The sequence below is a fragment of the Ensifer sp. LC11 genome, from assembly GCF_001695835.1.
GTDB lineage: Bacteria > Pseudomonadota > Alphaproteobacteria > Rhizobiales > Rhizobiaceae > Ensifer.
Genome location: NZ_MBSO01000026.1, coordinates 1 through 17,866 on the forward strand (window position 1 = coordinate 1; position 17,866 = coordinate 17,866).

Below are 17,866 nucleotides of genomic sequence, written 5' to 3' on the forward strand. Positions count from 1 at the left end.
AAATGTACTATGAAGCCGATGACGGCACCGTTGCCGGCCGCAAGGCGATCATGGGCGCGCTGACGCTCTACCTCGACTTCATCAACCTGTTCATGTTCCTGCTTCAGTTCATGGGCAACCGGAACAACTAAGCTTGAAACGACAGACGGAAAAGGCGGCTTCGGCCGCCTTTTTTGTTTGTTGAAATGGCTTGAATGCGTCCGGGCTGCGTGGGAGTGAAGGATGACGAAACTCTGAGATCAAGTCTTCCGCCATGTCTCTGACCCTGCGCGACGCAACCCTCGCCGATCTGCCCGCCATTACCGAAATCTATCGCGAATCCGTTCTGAATGGCGTCGCCACCTATGAGGTCGCTGCGCCGTCGGAAGCGGAGATGCGGACCCGGTTCGAGACGATCATCGGCAACGGCTACCCCTACATGGTTGCCGTCGACGGTCGCGGAACGATCATCGGCTATGCCTATGCGTCGGGTTTCCGGACGCGCACCGCCTATCGTTTCCTGGTCGAAGACTCCATCTATCTGGCGCCGGGCGCGCGCGGCAAGGGCGCAGGCAAAGCGCTGCTCGTGGAACTCGTTCGCCGCTGCACGGAACTCGGCTTTCGGCAGATGGTGGCGGTGATTGGCGGCGCCCATCCGGCCTCGATCGCCGTGCATCGCTCCGTTGGCTTCGCGCACCAGGGAACAATGAAGGCGACCGGCTTCAAGCATGGCCGGTGGCTCGACACGGCGATCATGCAGCTTGCGCTTGGCGAAGGCGAGACAAGTGATCCCCCGGAAGACGTTTATCCGGACACGCTCTATCAAAACTGACGATCACGCGCTGGCTGCCGACGAGACCCTGCGCTTGCCGTCGAATTCGGAGCCTTTCTGCAGTGCCGCGCGCACGCTTTTGTCCCTTAATCGGCTGCGATCAAAGGAAACATGCCGTCGCGCATTCCGACTTATGCATCCGGAGAGCATCCGGAGGACTAAGTTTCCACCAGCCTTAGCACCTTGTCGAACACCTTCAGCACCGGGGCAAGCTCGTGGCCGCGCTTCAGGATCGTGCCGTGGGTGTTCAGCACGCTGTAAGCGCCCTGTTTCGCCGCGAGCTTCGGGTTCTTTTCGATTCGGTAGAGCGGCATCTCGCCCGAGCGCTTGAACACCGAAAAGACCGCGCGGTCTTTCAAGTGGTCGATGGCGTAGTCCCGCCACTCGCCCTCGCCGACCATGCGGCCGTAGACCCAGAGGATCTGGTCCAGTTCGCGGCGATGAAAGGTGACGGGGAGGGGGTCCTTGGAGGTCCTGTATTCGTGAAGATCGACAACCACATCCGAAGTGGTGTGGCGCTGACGTCGCGCCTCGCCTGGCGGCAAGTCCGGCTCATCGGTCATCGGCAATCCAGCCTTCTGTTGTGACAGAACGATAACAGTGTGCCTGACACGAGTCGAAAAGCAAGCCGGAAGCCATTGGACGATGAGGCCATTTCTTGCCTCTGCCGCATTTCAGTCAAATAGGCGCCCCAATTCATCGCAAAACTCGCGGGCGCTGACGGACAGAGTCGTTGCCACCGTATGTCCGGTCAGGTCGTCATGCTGCGGGAGTTCACCGAACGCAGCCATGGCCGGTTCGGTCCGGTAACTTCGAACCCTCAGCCCCAGCCCCTCGATGCTGCCGGGCCGAACCACCCCCATTGCGATTCGCCGTCCCTATAACTTGCCCTGCGGGCCGGCGAGGACGGCGGTCGCGCCGATAATGGCGCCCGGCGTTTCCTTGTCTTTCATCGATTGCAGCAGGATCGCGCAGCCACTATTCCCGGGCCGCTCGGTCAGGACCGTAGCCGGAAGGGTAAAGGCCGCAGGCTTTCCATCCCACATGCCGATCGTCTGAATGTCACGCACGGCATGCCAATAGGGGATTTCCTTGCCGCTGTTCTCCCCCTTCTCCATCTTCACGACTTTCGCACGGTCGAAATAGACGACAACGACATTCGCCTTGCCGATGCCGCTGCCGATGTTGATCTGGATTTCTTCGCCCTGGATCTTCGCCTCGACGGGAACGGCAAGCCCCTTGCCCTCCGCCGTCATCGCCTCCAGCCGCGTCTTGATTGCCTGAAGGTTTCCGCCGTTCAAGTGGTCGCGACCGTTGAGGATCGCCTGCGGCGTGTAGACACCGCTGCGACCGAGCATGCGGGCATAGGCGTATTGCCGCTCGGTGTTTTCTTTCGAGGCAAGCGTGTCGGCCCAGCCGAGATAGTTCCAGTAATCGACGTGATAGGCGAGCGCCACCACATCGCCCTCGTCGATCAGCTTCTTCAGTGCGGCATCCGCTGGCGGACAGGAGGAGCAGCCCTGGCTCGTAAACAGTTCCACCACGCCCTTGATCGCCTGTGCCTCCTGCGCCCCGGCCGGCGCACCGGCGGCTGCAAGCAGCCCGAAAGCCAGCGCAACAGGGCGAATGAAAGAACGGTCTGCGGATGTCATGGCGTCACTTCGTTACCGGCCGTCGGCCTACTCCTTGTGGGGGAATTCACTACATACGACGGCCCCGCATCAACGGGAAGTCACGTTGGAGTGAGGTCGGAAGTGACCATGGCCGACCGCCGGAGTGGACGCGTGTGGGTCAGAACGGATGCGCCTGAGCCGGAACAGAAAGAGCCGGGGCGCCTTTCGGCGTCCCGGCTCCAAAGCGTTACATGTCCTCGTCCGATCAGGCGGCGAGGTCGCGCAGAACCGTCTGCAGGATGCCGCCGTTGTTGACGTAGGTGACTTCGTCCAGCGTATCGATGCGGCAGATCAGCGGGATATCCTTCACGCTGCCGTCGCCATACGTGACCTTGGCAACGCGCTTTTCGCGCGGCTGGACATTGGCGAGGTTGTCGATGGTGACGATTTCGTCGCCCTTCAGGCCCAGCGATTCCCAGGTCGTGCCCTCTTCGAAGACGAAGGGGATGACGCCCATGCCGACCAGGTTCGAGCGGTGGATGCGCTCGAAGGACTGGGCGATCACGGCCTTGACGCCGAGCAGGTTGGTGCCCTTGGCAGCCCAGTCGCGCGACGAACCGTTGCCGTATTCGACGCCGGCAAAGATGACGAGCGGAACGCCCTCTTCCTTGTACTGCATGGCGGCGTCGTAGATCGACATCTCTTCCTTCGACGGATAGTGGATGGTGTAGCCACCTTCCTTGCCGTTCGGGCCGAGCATGTGGTTGCGGATGCGGATGTTGGCAAAGGTGCCGCGCATCATCACTTCATGGTTGCCGCGGCGCGTGCCGTACTGGTTGAAGTCGGCAACACCGACGCCATGACCGATGAGGTACGAGCCAGCCGGCGAGGCGGCCTTGATCGAACCGGCCGGCGAGATGTGGTCGGTGGTGATCTTGTCGCCGAAGAGACCGAGGACGCGGGCGCCCTTGATGTCGGAAATGCCCGAACCGGTCTTGCCCATGCCGACGAAGTAGGGCGGGTTCTGCACGTAGGTCGAAGCATCGTCCCAGGCGTAGGTCTGGCCCGGGGGAACCTGGACGGCCTGCCAGTTTTCGTCGCCCTTGAAGACGTCGGCGTATTTGGTCGCGTAGAGTTCGCGGGTGACGTACTTGAAGATGAACTCCTGGATCTCCTTCGAGGTTGGCCAGATGTCCTTGAGGTAGACCGGCTTGCCGTCCTTGTCCTCGCCGATCGGCTCCTTGGTCAGGTCCTTCTGGACGGAACCGGCGAGCGCGTAGGCGACGACGAGCGGCGGCGAGGCGAGGTAGTTCGCCTGGACGTCAGGCGAGATACGGCCTTCGAAGTTGCGATTGCCCGAGAGAACGCCGGAGGCGATCAGGCCCTTGTCGTTGATCGTCTTGGAGATCGGCGCCGGCAGCGGACCGGAGTTGCCGATGCAGGTCGTGCAACCGAAGCCGACGAGGTTGAAGCCGAGCGCGTCGAGGTCCTTTTGCAGGCCCGACTTGGCGAGGTATTCGCCGACCACCTGCGATCCCGGTGCAAGTGAGGTCTTGACCCACGGCTTGGACTTCAGGCCCTTGGCAACGGCGTTGCGGGCGAGCAGGCCGGCTGCGATCAGCACCGACGGGTTGGAGGTGTTGGTGCACGACGTGATCGCAGCGATCGCGACGTCGCCATGGCCGAGGTCGAAATCCGTGCCTTCGACGGCATAGCGGTTCGAAAGCTGGCCGGGCTTCTTGTAGTCGTTTTCGAGCGCGGTTGCGAAACCGGAGGCGATGTTTTCGAGCGCGATGCGGCCTTCCGGACGCTTCGGACCGGCCATGGCCGGAACCACGTCGCCGAGGTCGAGTTCGAGCGTGTCGGTGAAGACGAGTTCGGAACCGTCACCTTCGCGCCACATCCCTTGAGCCTTGGAGTAGGCTTCGACGAGTTCGATGCGCTGTTCTTCGCGGCCGGACATGGTGAGGTAGTTGATGGTTTCGCTGTCGACCGGGAAGAAGCCGCAGGTGGCGCCGTATTCCGGACCCATGTTGCCGATGGTGGCGCGGTCGGCGAGCGTCATGTTGTCGAGGCCCGGGCCGAAGAATTCGACGAACTTCGAAACCACGCCCTTCTTGCGCAGCATCTGAACGACCATCAGCACGAGGTCGGTCGCAGTAACGCCTTCCTTGAGCTTGCCGGTCAGCTTGAAGCCGATGACTTCAGGCAGGAGCATCGAGACCGGCTGGCCGAGCATCGCGGCTTCCGCCTCGATACCGCCCACGCCCCAGCCGAGAACGCCGAGACCATTGATCATGGTGGTGTGGCTGTCGGTGCCGACGCAGGTATCCGGGTAGGCGGTGATTTGGCCGTCTTCTTCGCGGGTCCAGACGGTCTGGCCCAGATATTCCAGATTGACCTGGTGACAGATGCCGGTGCCGGGCGGCACGACGCGGAAGTTCTTGAACGCCTGCTGGCCCCACTTCAGGAAGCGGTAGCGCTCGCCGTTGCGCTCGTATTCGAGCTCGACGTTGCGGGCAAAGGCGTTCGGCGTACCGAATTCATCGACGATGACGGAGTGGTCGATGACGAGGTCGACGGGAACGAGCGGGTTGATCTTTTCCGGGTCGCCGCCGAGCGAGACCATGGCATCACGCATCGCGGCGAGGTCGACGACGGCCGGAACGCCGGTGAAGTCCTGCATGAGCACGCGAGCCGGGCGGTAGGCGATTTCGTTTTCAGCCGTGCCCTTGTCGTTGAGCCAGGCCGCAACGTTCTCGATGTCTTTCTTGGTGACGGAGCGGCCATCTTCGTTGCGCAGCAGGTTCTCAAGCAGAACCTTCATCGAATAGGGCAGCTTGGATACGCCGGCGAGACCGTTCGCCTCAGCCTTGGGCAGGCTGTAATAGACGTAGTCCACACCGTTGACGGTGAGCGTGGAGCGACAATTGAAGCTGTCTAGGGATTTGGACACTGGATAATACCCCGTTCCGTCTGATCGCCAAAAACTGACGTACGAACGCCCGAGCGCCTGTGAAGCGCGAATTGGGATGCGGGTGCGGCCATTTCCGCTGTCCGTACGTGGAAATTCATTCCATGTTCGGCGCTAGGATGAAATTCACGCCGACCGCTGGCGTGTTGGCCGCCTTATAGATAATTTCTCCAAAACGTGCCAGAGCAACGAAGGTCGAAACGGGACTTTTTTTTGCCCTGCGGCAAAGAGAGTGAAGGGAACCTGAAAATTCATGCGCCTCATGGCTGAAGGGTTAAGCGCAAAGCGCGGTGAGGACCTGATTTTTAACGATATTTCCTTCGTTCTCGACGCCTCGGATGCCCTCGTGGTGACGGGTCCGAACGGGTCGGGAAAGTCGACTTTGCTGCGTGTTCTGGCGGGGCTTCTACACCCTGAAAGCGGGTATCTGAAACTTGAGAATTGCCCCCCGGAAATAGGCCGCCCATCAGAGGTCAGTCACTATCTCGGACATCGCAATGCGATGAAGCGAGAACTGACCGTCGCGGAAAATCTTTCCTTCTGGCAACGCTTCATGGGTGATTCGCCCGGCGGCACGGGTGTCGCTCCTGCCGAGGCCGTTGCGGCGGTCGGCCTGCCTGATATCGCGCATCTGCCCTTCGGTTATCTCTCGGCCGGCCAGCAGCGCCGCATGGCGATGGCAAAGCTCATCGTCGCCTATCGCCCGATCTGGATTCTCGACGAGCCGACCGCCGCACTCGACGCCGGCGCCGACCGGCTGTTTGCCGATCTGGTGAAGGCGCATCTTGGCAGGGGCGGCATCGTGATCGCGGCGACGCACCAGCCGCTCGGGCTCGACCGGACGAAAGACCTGCAGATGACGGGCTTCGAGCATCTGGCGGGAGATCACTGGCATGATGCATAGGTACATGATGCCTGGAAGCCTGCACGTGTCTGCCGTCTGCGGAGTGCCGTCATGATCGCGCTCTTCTTCCGCGATCTCAAACTGTCGATCCGTGCCGGCGGCGGCGCGATGATCGGCGTGCTCTTCTTCATGACGGTCGTCGCGGTCATTCCCTTCGGCGTCGGTCCGGATCTCAACCTGCTTTCGCGCATCGGCCCCGCCATCCTCTGGATTGGCGCGCTGCTCGCCTCGCTGCTTGGTCTCGACCGGCTGTTCCAGGCGGAGCGCGACGATGGTTCGCTCGACCTGATGCTGATGCAGGAAACGCCGCTGCTCTTGACGGTCTTCGTCAAATGCGCGGCGCACTGGGCGGCGACCGGCCTGCCGCTGGTGTTCGCCTCGCCGCTGCTCGGGCTGTTCATGAACATGAGCGAGCTCGCGATCGGCGCCACCATGATGACGCTTTTGATCGGCACGCCGGCGATCACCTTCATCGGCGCGGTGGGTGCGGCCGTTGCCGTTTCGCTGCCGCGCGGCGGGCTGCTGGTCTCGATCCTCATTCTGCCGCTGGCGATCCCGGTGCTGATCTTCGGCGTCAGTGCCGTCTATGCGGCGATCGAGGACCCGGCGCCGTTTCTGCCGCCCCTGATGATCCTTACGGCGATCACTCTTTTCTTCGCCGTCATCGGCCCGGTCGCGGCCGCAGCCGCGCTTCGTCACGCGTCCGATTGACGCAATCGGCACGGATCGGACGAAAGTGTTTGCGGCATTCCGGCGGATTTGGCGCTAACCTCTTCAGATCGATCACGTTTATGATTTGCATGCCAACTGGATCGTGATCGTGCGATTGACGCGGATCAATTGCAGGCGGCAGCCTTAAGCGCTAAAGAGCCAACATGAGCGAAAACAGCCTGGCCATCCGCAAATTCAGCGACCTCGCCAACCCGACGCGGTTCCTGGCGCTGGCCGACCGTCTGCTGCCGTGGCTCTCAGGTCTGACCGCGCTGTCCTTCGTCGTCGGGCTGTGGCTTTCTTTTGCCACCGAGGGCGACTACCAGCAGGGCGAGACGGTGCGCATCATGTATGTGCACGTGCCCGCCGCCTGGCTGTCGATGATGTGTTATTCGGTGATGGCGCTCGCAGCACTCGGCACGCTCGTCTGGCGCCATCCGCTGGCCGACGTCTCTGCGCGCGCTGCCGCCCCGATTGGTGCCTGTTTCACCTTCCTGGCGCTCGTCACCGGCTCGCTCTGGGGCAAGCCGATGTGGGGCACCTGGTGGGTCTGGGACGCACGGCTGACCTCGGTCTTCGTGCTGTTCCTGATGTATCTCGGGCTGATGGCGCTCAACCGCGCGATCGACGATCCGGCACGGTCTTCCAAGGTTTCCGCCATTCTGGTTCTGGTCGGCTTCGTCAATATCCCGATCATCAAGTTCTCGGTCGAATGGTGGAACACGCTGCACCAGCCGGCAAGCGTCATGCGGCTCGACGGCCCGACCATCGATCCGGAGTTTCTCTGGCCGCTGATCGTGATGGCGATCGCCTTCACGCTTCTGTTCTTCACGCTGCACATCGCCGCCATGCGCAACGAGATCCTGCGTCGCCGGGTGACTGCGTTGCGCCGTCTCGCGGCTCGCGCTGCCGGCAGGGAGGCCCGCGCGCAATGATGAGCCACGCAGCCTATGTGTTCACAAGCTACGGAATTGCGACGCTGACGGTCCTTGGCCTGATCGCCTGGGTCATTCTCGATGGACGCGCGCGCCGGCGCGAGCTCGTCGAGCTCGAGGCATCGGGCGTTCGCAGGCGCTCTGCCGGACAAGCGTCGGGAGAGACCCCATGAGCAACGCACCCGCTCCGGGCAACGAAGAGCGCAGGCCCGGGCCCATGCGTTTCGTGCTGGCAGCGTTGCCGCTCGTCATCTTCGCAGGGCTTGCGGCGATCTTCTGGAGCCAGCTCAATTCCGGTAAAGACGTCAGCGAAATTCCGTCTGCGCTGATCGGCACGAAGGCGCCGAAGCTGGACATGCCGCCGCTCGAGGGCGCGACCCGCGACGGCCAGCCGATGCCGGCGCTGACCGACGCGGCGATCAAGGGCAAGCTGACGCTCGTCAACGTCTGGGCGTCCTGGTGCGTGCCCTGCCGTCAGGAGCATCCCTTCATTCTGGAACTGTCGAAGGATCCGCGGCTTACCGTCGTCGGCATCAACTACAAGGACCAGAACGAAAACGCCCTGCGCTTCCTCGGCGAACTCGGCAATCCCTTCTCCGCCGTCGGCGTCGATCCGCGCGGCAAGGCGGCGATCGACTGGGGCGTCTACGGTATCCCGGAATCCTATCTCGTCGGCGCCGACGGTACGATCCTTTACAAGCGCGTTGGACCCTTCGACGAGAACAGCGTCAAGAACGGGTTGCTGCCGGCGATTGAGAAGGCTGCGGCGGGTTCGTAGTCAGACTACCCACTTCGCCTCATTCCTGTGCTTGTCACAGGAATCCAGCCGCGCCGCGTCGGCGGCGCGAGAGAACCTGTCTCTACCGACTATAAAAGCGCGCGGTTAAGTCTTTCGCCGCGCGGACGCGCGGCGGCTGGATCCCTGTGACACGCACAGGGATGTCACAGTTCGTCCTATCTGGGCAAAAGCTCGACAAGGCCATATTGGCCCCAGTGCGTTGGGGATGTCGCGGCAGCGGGCTCGAACAGACTCGCCGATGGCCAAACTTCATTAAATCCCCGCCTGCCATTCCCTGACGGCATCGAGCGGCCAGGCCAGCATCAGCACGTTGAGCGTGAGGTTGTCGCGGATCAGCCAGCCGGTGAAAAGCTCGAAAACGATGGCGACCGTCACCGTCAGCCAGACGGGCATGCGGGCGGCGAACATAAAGCCGGCGGCCATCGCCAGCGTATCCATGGTCGAGTTCAGGATGCTGTCGCCGAAATAGTCGAGCGAAATCGTCGCAGAACGGTAGCGGTTGATCACCATCGGCGTGTTTTCGGCGATCTCCCAGGCGGATTCGATCACGGTCGCGAGGAAGAGCTTTGCCGTCAGCGGCTTGCCGCGCAAAAGCAGATGGCCGAGGCCGTAGAACAGGAAGCCGTGGATGATGTGGGAGGGGGTGTACCAGTCGGCGATGTGCTGCGAGTTGCCGCTGGATTTGACCACGGGTTCGAAGAGCTTGACGTAGCCGCAATCGCAGATCCAGAGGCGGCCCATCAGGTGCTGGGTGATGATCTGGATGACGAGGACCGCGAAACAGGCGGCCAGCCAGAGGAGTGTGCGCCGGTTGCGGCTGTCATTCTCCTCAAGCGCGGTGCTCACTCGGCGTTCTCCTGGTCAAGCGAATGTTTCATGATCAAGGGCATCTGGGCGAGCGTGAACAGGATGGTGATCGGCATCGTGCCCCAGACCTTGAAGGCGACCCAGAAATCAGTCGAAAAGCTGCGCCAGACCACTTCGTTGAGTACGGCCAGGAGCAGGAAGAACAGGCCCCAGCGAAGGGTGAGCTTGCGCCAGCCGTCTTCGTCGAGCTTGAAGGCGGAGTGGAAGACGTAGCCGAGCAGCGATTTGCCGAAGAGAAGGCCGCCGAGAAGGATCGCGCCGAACAGCGTGTTGACGATCGTCGGCTTCATCTTGATGAAGGTGTCGTTCTGCAGCCAAAGTGTCAGGGCGCCGAAGACGAAGACGACGATGCCCGAGATCAGCGGCATCATCGGCAGGGTGCGGGTGAGCATCCAGGAAACGGCAAGCGCGATCGCGGTCGCCGCCATGAACAGGCCGGTGGCGATGAAGATCGGGCCGCCGAGTTCGGCGAGTGCCGGAAAATGCCCCGCCAGCCATTCGCCACGCGAATTGGCGAAGAAGAAGACCATCAGCGGTCCAAGCTCCAGCACCATCTTGAGCAACGGGCTGACTTCCTTCTGCGGCTTGGCAGCCTCGATCGACGACATCTGGGGGTCCTGTTTCTGCATGTACCTGCTGCTCATAACACCAGCTTTGCGGCAAAACCATATCAAGGCAATGGGCCCGCGCAAACGCGCGCGCGCCCGATGGCCTTGTCAGGCGGCTACACCGGCGATCGCTTCGGCAAAATCCTTCGCCTCGAACGGCTCCAGGTCGTCGATGCCCTCGCCGACGCCGATGAAATAGACCGGCAGCTTGTGCTTGGCAGAAATGGCGACGAGGATGCCGCCGCGCGCTGTGCCGTCGAGCTTGGTCATGATCAGGCCGCTGACACCGGCGACGTTGCGGAAGATCTCGACCTGCTGCAGGGCGTTCTGGCCGGTGGTGGCGTCGAGCGTCTGCAGCACGGTGTGCGGCGCATCCGGATCGAGCTTGCCGAGCACGCGCACGATCTTTTCAAGTTCGGCCATCAGTTCCGCCTTGTTCTGCAGGCGGCCGGCCGTGTCGATGATCAAGACGTCCGATTTCTTTTCGCGCGCCTGCTGGAAGGCCTCATAGGCAAGACCGGCCGCATCGGCGCCGAGCTTGGAGGAGACGATGTCGGATTTGGTGCGCTCGGCCCAGATCTTCAGCTGCTCGATCGCAGCGGCACGGAAGGTGTCACCGGCGGCAAGCATGACCTTGAGGCCCGCGCCCGACAGCTTGGCGGCAAGCTTGCCGATCGTCGTGGTCTTGCCGGTGCCATTGACGCCGACCACGAGGATCACATGCGGCTTGTGGCTGAGGTCGAGTTCCAGCGGCTTGGCGACCGGAGAAAGCACCTTGGTGATTTCGCCGGCCATGATGCGCGACACGTCTTCGCCAGACACATCCTTACCGTAGCGCTCGGAGGCGAGCGTATCGGTGATGCGCATCGCCGTCTCGACGCCCAGGTCGGCCTGGATCAGGAGGTCTTCGAGGTCCTGCAGCGTCGCTTCATCGAGCTTGCGCTTGGTAAACAGGTTGGCGATCTGGCCGGTCAGCTGCGACGAGGTGCGCGCAAGGCCGCGGCGCAGGCGCTGGTACCAGGTGAGCTTTTCCTTCGGCGCGGCGACCGGTTCTTCCTTGGCCTTGCGCTCGGTGGCGGAGAAGCCCTTGGGGAGGGCGGGGGCGGCGGCCATCTCAGCTTCAGCTGCCTCGCTCGGCGCGATGTCGGCCGGTGCCTCCGCTGCGTCGGTTTCTGCGGTCTGGAAGCTTTCGCTGAGGGCTGCCTTTGCGGCATCACCCCCCTCTGCCCTGCCGGGCATCTCCCCCACAGGGGGGGAGATTGCGCTGGGCTCGTCCTCGGTGCCGGGAGCAAGCGTTTCGGTTGCCGCAATCTCTTCTGCTTCGGCTTCGCCAAGGTCGGTCGATGGCAGTGCGGCGCTCTCTATGGTTTCGGCCTCATGGGAGGTCGCGAGGATGCGGCCGTCAGCCACCGAGGCGTCACTGGCTGTTGCTTCCGCAGCCTCGGTGGGGGTGGAAGCATCTTCGACGGTCGCCTCGGCCTCCCCCTGATCTCCCCCCTTGTGGGAGAGATGTCCCGAAGGGGCAGAGGGGGGTGTAGCAACCTCAATCTCGACAGGCGCGGTCGCGGTGTCAGCCTCGACCGGCGCGGCCTCGACTTCGTCACGCGTCAGTTCCGCGGCGTCGTCGGAGGCCGGCCCACCGGCCGTCTCGATCTCGGCTTCGAGCACCGGATCGTCGTCAGAAAGCGGCAGCGTCTCGATATCGACAGGCGGCTCGAAGGCTGCTTCGGCAGTCTCATCGACGGTTTCTACCTCGGCGACCGCTGCAGGTGGTTCGACCGCTTCGACACCTGGCTGACGTTGCGCCTCAACCTCGGGCGCGACGACAATCGCCTCCTCCGGCACACCTTCCGGCGGCTTCGTTTCCTCCGCCGCACCCTTGCCGAAGGTGAAGATCCTCTTGATGAAACCCATTGCCATTCAGGAATTCCGCATAAATCAGGCCGCAGCCATCTGTTTTACCTGCATCGTCAGATGCTTGCCATTGTGGCCGGTGATTAAGACCGGGACAAGCGCGCGCGGTTTGAGGCCGGCGGCATCGACGAGCGTGAAGTTTTGTGTGTGGGCAAGCCCGTTGTTCTCGACCAGGATCGTCTGCTCGCTGCCGACCATGCCATCGAGATGGCGGGCGTAGAGCGTCGCGCCGACGGCGCGCAGGCGGGCAGCACGGTCCTTGACAAGCGACCGATCAAGCTGCGGCATGCGTGCTGCCGGTGTGCCGGGACGCGGGCTGTAGGGGAAGACGTGCAGATGGGCGATGCCGCAATCCTCGGCGAGCCGCACCGCGTTCTCGAACATTTCTTCGGTTTCGGTCGGAAAGCCGGCGATCATGTCGGCGCCGAGGCTGATGTCCGGGCGCAGCCGTTGGACCTCGGTGGCGAAGGCGCGCGCGTCAGCACTCGAATGGCGGCGCTTCATGCGCTTCAGGATCAGATCGTCGCCATGCTGCAGCGACAGGTGCAGGTGCGGCATGAAACGCGCCTCGTCGGCGATCAGGTCGAAGAGGTGTTTGTCGGCCTCGATGCCGTCGATCGAGGACAGGCGCAGGCGGCGGATCTCCGGCACCTGCTTCAACAATGTCTTCGCCAGCAGCCCGAGCGTCGGCGTGCCCGGAAGGTCGGCGCCGTAGCTGGTCGCATCGACGCCGGTGAGCACGATCTCGCAATAGCCGGTTTCGACGAGCTTGTGCGCCTGGTCGACGACGGCGCCCATCGGCACGGAGCGGGAATTGCCGCGGCCGTAGGGAATGATGCAGAAGGTGCAGCGATGGTCGCAGCCGTTCTGAACCTGGATGAAGGCGCGCACGTGGCCGTCGATGTGCTTGACCATCTGCGGTGCTGTGGCGCGCACGCTCATGATGTCGTTGACGCGCAGCTTCTCTTCGGCCGACACGCCGAAATCGGGCAGCGAACGGTAGGAGGCGCTTTTCAGCTTCTCTTCGTTGCCGAGCACCGCATCGACCTCGGCCATTTCGGCGAAGGTCTCCTTCTCCGTCTGCGCGGCGCAGCCGGTGACGATGATGCGGGCATGCGGATTGTCGCGGCGGGCACGACGGATCGCCTGGCGCGCCTGGCGCACGGCTTCTCCGGTGACGGCGCAGGTGTTGACGAGGATGGCGTTGTTCAGCCCCGCCTTTTCGGCTTCCGCCCGCATCACTTCGGATTCGTAGGTATTGAGACGGCAGCCGAAGGTTATGACCTCGACGCCGCTCAAAGCGCCCGGGCTCCGCTGCCGGCACTCTCCGCTTCGTCGCGCTGCCAGGTGCCGGTGGTCGGGTTGACCGTTCCGGACCATTCCCATTCGGCAGGTCCCGTCATGATCACGTGATCGTCGCGCTCGCGCCATTCGATCGTGAGCGGCCCGCCCGGCACGTTGACGGTGACGTTGCGGTCAGTGCGTTCGGTGCGGGCGGCGCTGACGGCGGCGGCACAGGCCGCCGAACCGCAGGCGAGTGTCAGGCCGGCGCCGCGCTCCCAGGTCCGAAGATCCAGTTCTCCGCGCGAAAGCACGCGGGCGATCGAGATGTTGGCGCGCTCGGGGAAGATCGGATGGTTTTCGAGGAGCGGTCCGAAACGCTCGAGGTCATAGGACCAGACATCGTTGTCGACCCAGAAGATCGCGTGCGGATTGCCCATGGAGGCAACCGAGGGCGAATGCAGCACGGGATCGTCGATCGGGCCGATCTGCAGCTCGATGCGACGGGTGTCGTGAAACTCCTCGGCGAGCGGGATTTCGTTCCAGGCAAAGCGCGGGCTGCCCATGTCAACCGAGATCGTGCCGTCGTCATGCTCCTTGGCTTCGAGCAGACCAGCAACGGTATGAAAGAGGAACGCCTTCTTGCCGGTTTCGGCCGCAAGCGCCTGGACGACGCAGCGGGTGCCGTTGCCGCAGGCCTGGGCCATGGAGCCATCGGAATTGACGATGTCGATCCAGGCGTCGGTGCCGGCAGCCTTGGGGTCATGGATCGCCATGATCTGGTCAAAGGCGGTCGCCGGATCAGCATTGAGCGCGATCGCAGCCGCCGGCGCCACCCGATCCTTCCGACCGCGCATATCGACGACGAGGATCTTGTTTCCAAGCCCGTTCATCCTGGCAAATTGCACGTCGTCGGTCATGTGGCGATGGTCCAAATCGGCCCCTTGCAAGAGGGGCACCCTTCATTCGGGCTGTATATGGCGGAAAAGCCCGGAAATTACCAGTGCCGCCTTCATTCCCTGTCCGGCGCTCAGGCCGGCACATCGAAGATTTCGCCAGGACGCAACGCCCGGAAGCGGGTGCGGGCGATGCCGGCCGCATCGAGTGCCCGTTCGAGTGCCCGTCGTGGCTCGTCCACGCCCTCGTCGGTCAGGCGGAACGTGCCCCAGTGGTGGCCGGCAACGTGGGTGGCGGCACAATCGATCATGCCGCGCACCGCTTCCTCCGGGTTCTGGTGCTGGTCCTGCATGAACCAGCGCGGCTCATAGGAACCGAAGGGCAGATTGGCGAGGCGGAAGGCGCCGTGTTTTTCGCGGGCGGCGCGATAGTTGATGCCGTCATGAAAGCCGGTGTCTCCGACATGGTAGATCTTGCCCGCCGGCGTCTCCAGGACGAAGGCGGCCCAGAGCGCCATGCGCCGGTCGCGCGAATTGCGGGCTGACCAGTGATGGCAAGGTTCCGCATGGATCACCATGTCATCGCCGCAATCTAGCCGATCGCCCCAGTCGACTGCCGTGATCTCGGCATCGGGAACCGCGCGGCGGATGATCGTATCGTTGCCGAGCGGCGTGATGATCCGGGAACCATGCTCCTCGTGAAGTGCGGCCAGCGTTTCGACGTCGAGATGGTCGTAATGATTGTGGGTGACGAGCACGATGTCGATCGGCGGCAAATCGTCGAGTTCGATGCCTGGGGCGTTGCGGCGCTGCGGCCCGGCGAAGGCAAAAGGGCTGGCGCGATGCGCCCAGACCGGATCGGTGAGGATGTTCACGCCGTGCACCTGAATGAGCATGGTCGCGTGTCCGACCATCGTCACTCGAAGATGCTCGCCCTCGACGCTTAACTCGGGCTTTGCCTGGCCGAAGGGACTTGGAAAATGCGTCGGCCATCTGACCTTGCCGCCGCCAAGCTGCCAACGCAGAAGGTCGGTAAGGCCGCGCGGCTTCTTGCCGCCGGGATTGAAGAAGTGCGTTCCGTCGAAATGGTCGGAGACGGGTCCGTGGTAGTAGGGATTGCGGGTCTTCATCCCAGGCCTTCCAGCATGTGTCGTGGTTGCGTCAAGTGTCGCGCCAGTCGCCTTCGGTTGAAAGGTCAGAGTTCAACAAATTCTTGTAAACAGCAACTGGATTGCTATCGTGCTTTCATGCTCGTTCGATTCGACCCGCATGAACGCCTGTACAAGACCCTTCGGCTGGTCCGCTCCATCCATCTCAATATGCAACGAGCGTCGGAGCGTATGCTCGATGGCGCCGGCATATCGGTGGCGGAGCGCGCTATTCTCGAGCTTTTCTGCCTGGAGGCGCTGACGGTGCCTGAGGCGGCGCGACGCCTGTCGATGAAACGGCAGTTCGTGTTGCGCGTCGTCAATGGGCTGATGGACAAGCATTTGCTCGAAAAACAACCGAACCCGGAACACCAGCGCGCCTATCTTTGCACCCCGACAGTTGCCGGGCGCGATCTGTTCGAGGAAATCCGTCGCCGCGAAGTCGGGATGCTGCACGCCTTGCTCGGTGATATCAATCAGACCGAAGTGGTGGCGACGCTCCGGGTGATGACGCGGGTGGCGACGGCCTTCGAGCAGCTGGCGGGCGAACTCGATGCGGCTGTCGAGGGCGAGGCGCTCTGAGCCAAAAACGCCGCACTGCCCTGTCGTCCTTGACTTTTGCCGCGCTTTCCTGTTTATCCGCCCCAATTCCTTCGCAAGCTCAAGACTTCGAAGCCGCCGACCGGGTCCCGTAAAGGTGTAAAGAGAACCCGGAGGTCAACACCCGACAGCGCGTCGCGCCCTCGGGTGGTTTTCGGCTTTGCGCCTTGTTTTCTGCGCGAAGGAACCCACGTTTCCGGCGAGTTGATCGCCACCGGAAACCAGAAGGAAGTGAGAATGTTCGAGAGCCTCCAGGACCGCCTTGGTTCCATATTGAATGGACTGACCGGCCGCGGCGCATTGTCGGAAGCCGATGTTTCCGCTGCGCTCCGCGAGGTTCGCCGTGCGCTGCTGGAAGCCGACGTCGCGCTCGATGTCGTGCGGTCCTTTACTGAAAAGGTTCGTGAAAAGGCCGTCGGCGCCGAAATCCTGAAGTCGATCAAGCCCGGCCAGATGGTCGTCAAGATCGTCCATGATCAGCTCATCGAGATGCTCGGCTCCGAGGGCGTGACGATCGACCTCAACGCGCCGGCACCGGTCGTCATCATGATGGTCGGTCTGCAGGGCTCGGGTAAGACGACCACCACCGGCAAGATCGCCAGCCGGATGAAGACCAGGGACAAGAAGAAGGTCCTGATGGCTTCGCTCGACACGCGCCGCCCGGCAGCCCAGGAACAGCTTCGCCAGCTCGGGGTGCAGACCGGCGTCGACACGCTGCCTGTTATCGCCGGCCAGTCGCCGACCGATATCGCTGCGCGCGCCGTCCAGGCGGCCAAGCTTGGCGGTCATGACGTCGTCATCCTCGACACCGCAGGCCGCACCCATATCGATGAGCCGCTGATGATCGAGATGGCGGAGATCAAGCGGAAGTCCAATCCGCATGAGATCCTGCTCGTCGCCGATGCGCTGACCGGCCAGGACGCCGTCAACCTTGCCCGCAATTTCGACGAACGCGTCGGCATCACCGGCCTCGTGCTCACCCGTATGGACGGCGACGGCCGCGGCGGTGCGGCGCTGTCGATGCGTGCCGTCACGGGCAAGCCGATCAAGCTCATCGGTGTCGGCGAAAAGATGGGCGAGCTCGAGGAGTTCCATCCGCGCCGCGTTGCCGACCGTATCCTCGGCATGGGCGACATCGTCTCGCTGGTCGAAAAGGCGGCCGAGAACATTGACGCCGAGAAGGCGGCTGCCATGGCCGCCAAGATGGCCAAGGGCAAGTTCGACCTGAACGATCTCGCCGACCAGCTTGGCCAGATGCAGAAGATGGGCGGCATGGGCGGCATCATGGGCCTGATGCCCGGCATGGCCGGCATGAAGGACAAGATGGCTGCCGCCGGCCTCGACGACAAGCTGTTCGGACGCCAGCTCGCCATCATCTCCTCGATGACCAAGGCCGAGCGCGCCAATCCGGATATGCTCAAGCATTCGCGCAAGAAGCGCATCGCCGCCGGTTCCGGTACCGATGCCGCCGACATCAACAAGCTTCTGAAGATGCACCGCCAGATGGCGGACATGATGAAGATGATGGGCGGCAAGGGCAAAGGTGGCATGATGAAGCAGATGATGGGCGGCCTTGCCAACAAGATGGGGCTTGGTGGCCTCGGTGGCGGCGGCATGCCCGATCTGTCGAAGCTCGACCCGAAGCAGCTCGAAGCCCTGCAGAAGCAGGCGGAAGCCGCCGGCCTGAAGCCCGGCGGGATGCCGGGTCTTGGCGGCGGTGGCCTGCCGGGTCTCGGCGGCGCCAAGCTTCCAGGCCTCGGTGGCGGTTTCCCCGGGCTTCCCGGCCTGCCGAAGAAGAAGTGAGG

The 17,866-nt window shown here is 63.0% G+C and carries 18 protein-coding genes; 9 read left to right on the plus strand and 9 right to left on the minus strand.

The window, feature by feature from the left end; translation table 11 throughout:
• Together BBX50_RS29415 and BBX50_RS18915 are read left to right on the plus strand one after the other, a co-directional pair.
• The coding region (locus BBX50_RS29415; RefSeq protein ID WP_202619043.1) for a Bax inhibitor-1 family protein at positions 1-131 on the plus strand (131 nt) is incomplete at its 5' end.
• Positions 132-253: 122 nt separating this feature from the next.
• On the plus strand, positions 254-811 hold the full coding sequence (locus tag BBX50_RS18915; protein WP_065776875.1) for a GNAT family N-acetyltransferase: 558 nt from the start codon (positions 254-256) through the stop codon (positions 809-811).
• Between the two features lie 158 nt (positions 812-969).
• Here BBX50_RS18915 and BBX50_RS18920 read toward each other — a convergent pair whose 3' ends face one another.
• From BBX50_RS18920 to acnA, 3 genes are all read right to left on the minus strand, one after another.
• Complete coding sequence (locus tag BBX50_RS18920; protein ID WP_065776876.1) at positions 970-1,374, minus strand: DUF2794 domain-containing protein; 405 nt, start codon at positions 1,372-1,374, stop codon at positions 970-972.
• 315 nt (positions 1,375-1,689) lie between these two features.
• Entirely contained in the window at positions 1,690-2,463 is a 774-nt protein-coding gene (locus BBX50_RS18930) for a thioredoxin family protein (RefSeq protein WP_065776878.1), read from the minus strand.
• Positions 2,464-2,689: 226 nt separating this feature from the next.
• The gene (acnA, locus tag BBX50_RS18935; RefSeq protein WP_065776879.1) at positions 2,690-5,380 is read right to left on the minus strand and encodes an aconitate hydratase AcnA; all 2,691 of its coding nucleotides are present in this window, start codon (positions 5,378-5,380) and stop codon (positions 2,690-2,692) included.
• Positions 5,381-5,651: 271 nt separating this feature from the next.
• Here acnA and ccmA point away from each other — a divergent pair, with 271 nt between their 5' ends.
• From ccmA to BBX50_RS18960, 5 genes are all read left to right on the plus strand, one after another.
• Positions 5,652-6,302, plus strand: a complete 651-nt coding sequence (gene ccmA, locus BBX50_RS18940) for a heme ABC exporter ATP-binding protein CcmA (protein ID WP_065776880.1) — start codon at positions 5,652-5,654, stop codon at positions 6,300-6,302.
• Between the two features lie 51 nt (positions 6,303-6,353).
• The gene (gene ccmB / locus BBX50_RS18945) at positions 6,354-7,013 is read left to right on the plus strand and encodes a heme exporter protein CcmB (protein WP_065776881.1); all 660 of its coding nucleotides are present in this window, start codon (positions 6,354-6,356) and stop codon (positions 7,011-7,013) included.
• Positions 7,014-7,177: 164 nt separating this feature from the next.
• A complete protein-coding gene (locus BBX50_RS18950; RefSeq protein ID WP_065776882.1) occupies positions 7,178-7,948 on the plus strand; it encodes a heme ABC transporter permease in 771 nt (256 codons plus the stop codon).
• A complete protein-coding gene (ccmD, locus tag BBX50_RS18955; RefSeq protein WP_161952207.1) occupies positions 7,945-8,121 on the plus strand; it encodes a heme exporter protein CcmD in 177 nt (58 codons plus the stop codon). The genes BBX50_RS18950 and ccmD overlap by 4 nt, the downstream gene beginning before the upstream one ends.
• On the plus strand, positions 8,118-8,726 hold the full coding sequence (locus BBX50_RS18960; RefSeq protein ID WP_065776883.1) for a DsbE family thiol:disulfide interchange protein: 609 nt from the start codon (positions 8,118-8,120) through the stop codon (positions 8,724-8,726). The genes ccmD and BBX50_RS18960 overlap by 4 nt, the downstream gene beginning before the upstream one ends.
• A gap of 273 nt (positions 8,727-8,999) precedes the next feature.
• Here the strand turns inward: BBX50_RS18960 and BBX50_RS18965 are convergent, their stop codons facing one another.
• The 6 genes from BBX50_RS18965 to BBX50_RS18990 form a co-directional block, all read right to left on the minus strand.
• A complete protein-coding gene (locus BBX50_RS18965) occupies positions 9,000-9,593 on the minus strand; it encodes a DUF2585 domain-containing protein (protein WP_065776884.1) in 594 nt (197 codons plus the stop codon).
• On the minus strand, positions 9,590-10,222 hold the full coding sequence (locus tag BBX50_RS18970; protein WP_139108520.1) for a septation protein A: 633 nt from the start codon (positions 10,220-10,222) through the stop codon (positions 9,590-9,592). The genes BBX50_RS18965 and BBX50_RS18970 overlap by 4 nt, the downstream gene beginning before the upstream one ends.
• A 108-nt stretch (positions 10,223-10,330) precedes the next feature.
• On the minus strand, positions 10,331-12,142 hold the full coding sequence (gene ftsY, locus BBX50_RS18975) for a signal recognition particle-docking protein FtsY (RefSeq protein ID WP_083213532.1): 1,812 nt from the start codon (positions 12,140-12,142) through the stop codon (positions 10,331-10,333).
• A gap of 18 nt (positions 12,143-12,160) precedes the next feature.
• Positions 12,161-13,435, minus strand: a complete 1,275-nt coding sequence (gene mtaB / locus BBX50_RS18980) for a tRNA (N(6)-L-threonylcarbamoyladenosine(37)-C(2))-methylthiotransferase MtaB (RefSeq protein WP_065776886.1) — start codon at positions 13,433-13,435, stop codon at positions 12,161-12,163.
• Positions 13,432-14,337, minus strand: a complete 906-nt coding sequence (gene dapF / locus BBX50_RS18985) for a diaminopimelate epimerase (RefSeq protein ID WP_065776908.1) — start codon at positions 14,335-14,337, stop codon at positions 13,432-13,434. Before dapF ends, mtaB begins: the two co-directional genes overlap by 4 nt.
• Before the next feature lie 110 nt (positions 14,338-14,447).
• Positions 14,448-15,443, minus strand: coding sequence for an MBL fold metallo-hydrolase (locus BBX50_RS18990; RefSeq protein WP_065776887.1), 996 nt, complete (start codon positions 15,441-15,443; stop codon positions 14,448-14,450).
• A 117-nt stretch (positions 15,444-15,560) separates the two neighbouring features.
• On the opposite strand from BBX50_RS18990, the gene BBX50_RS18995 reads away from it, so the two are divergent.
• Both BBX50_RS18995 and ffh read left to right on the plus strand, forming a co-directional pair.
• Entirely contained in the window at positions 15,561-16,043 is a 483-nt protein-coding gene (locus tag BBX50_RS18995) for a MarR family transcriptional regulator (protein ID WP_065776888.1), read from the plus strand.
• A 255-nt stretch (positions 16,044-16,298) separates the two neighbouring features.
• On the plus strand, positions 16,299-17,864 hold the full coding sequence (ffh, locus tag BBX50_RS19000) for a signal recognition particle protein (RefSeq protein WP_065776909.1): 1,566 nt from the start codon (positions 16,299-16,301) through the stop codon (positions 17,862-17,864).
• The last annotated feature ends 2 nt before the right edge of the window (positions 17,865-17,866 follow it).

Coding starts and splice junctions, on each gene's coding strand:
- BBX50_RS18915 (WP_065776875.1), top strand. CDS start 254: ATGTCTCTGACCCTGCGCGACGCAACCCTCGCCGATCTGCCCGCCATT.
- BBX50_RS18920 (WP_065776876.1), bottom strand. CDS start 1,374: ATGACCGATGAGCCGGACTTGCCGCCAGGCGAGGCGCGACGTCAGCGC.
- BBX50_RS18930 (WP_065776878.1), bottom strand. CDS start 2,463: ATGACATCCGCAGACCGTTCTTTCATTCGCCCTGTTGCGCTGGCTTTC.
- ccmA (WP_065776880.1), top strand. CDS start 5,652: ATGCGCCTCATGGCTGAAGGGTTAAGCGCAAAGCGCGGTGAGGACCTG.
- ccmB (WP_065776881.1), top strand. CDS start 6,354: ATGATCGCGCTCTTCTTCCGCGATCTCAAACTGTCGATCCGTGCCGGC.
- BBX50_RS18950 (WP_065776882.1), top strand. CDS start 7,178: ATGAGCGAAAACAGCCTGGCCATCCGCAAATTCAGCGACCTCGCCAAC.
- ccmD (WP_161952207.1), top strand. CDS start 7,945: ATGATGAGCCACGCAGCCTATGTGTTCACAAGCTACGGAATTGCGACG.
- BBX50_RS18960 (WP_065776883.1), top strand. CDS start 8,118: ATGAGCAACGCACCCGCTCCGGGCAACGAAGAGCGCAGGCCCGGGCCC.
- BBX50_RS18970 (WP_139108520.1), bottom strand. CDS start 10,222: ATGTCGTCGATCGAGGCTGCCAAGCCGCAGAAGGAAGTCAGCCCGTTG.
- ftsY (WP_083213532.1), bottom strand. CDS start 12,142: ATGGCAATGGGTTTCATCAAGAGGATCTTCACCTTCGGCAAGGGTGCG.
- dapF (WP_065776908.1), bottom strand. CDS start 14,337: ATGACCGACGACGTGCAATTTGCCAGGATGAACGGGCTTGGAAACAAG.
- BBX50_RS18990 (WP_065776887.1), bottom strand. CDS start 15,443: ATGAAGACCCGCAATCCCTACTACCACGGACCCGTCTCCGACCATTTC.
- BBX50_RS18995 (WP_065776888.1), top strand. CDS start 15,561: ATGCTCGTTCGATTCGACCCGCATGAACGCCTGTACAAGACCCTTCGG.
- ffh (WP_065776909.1), top strand. CDS start 16,299: ATGTTCGAGAGCCTCCAGGACCGCCTTGGTTCCATATTGAATGGACTG.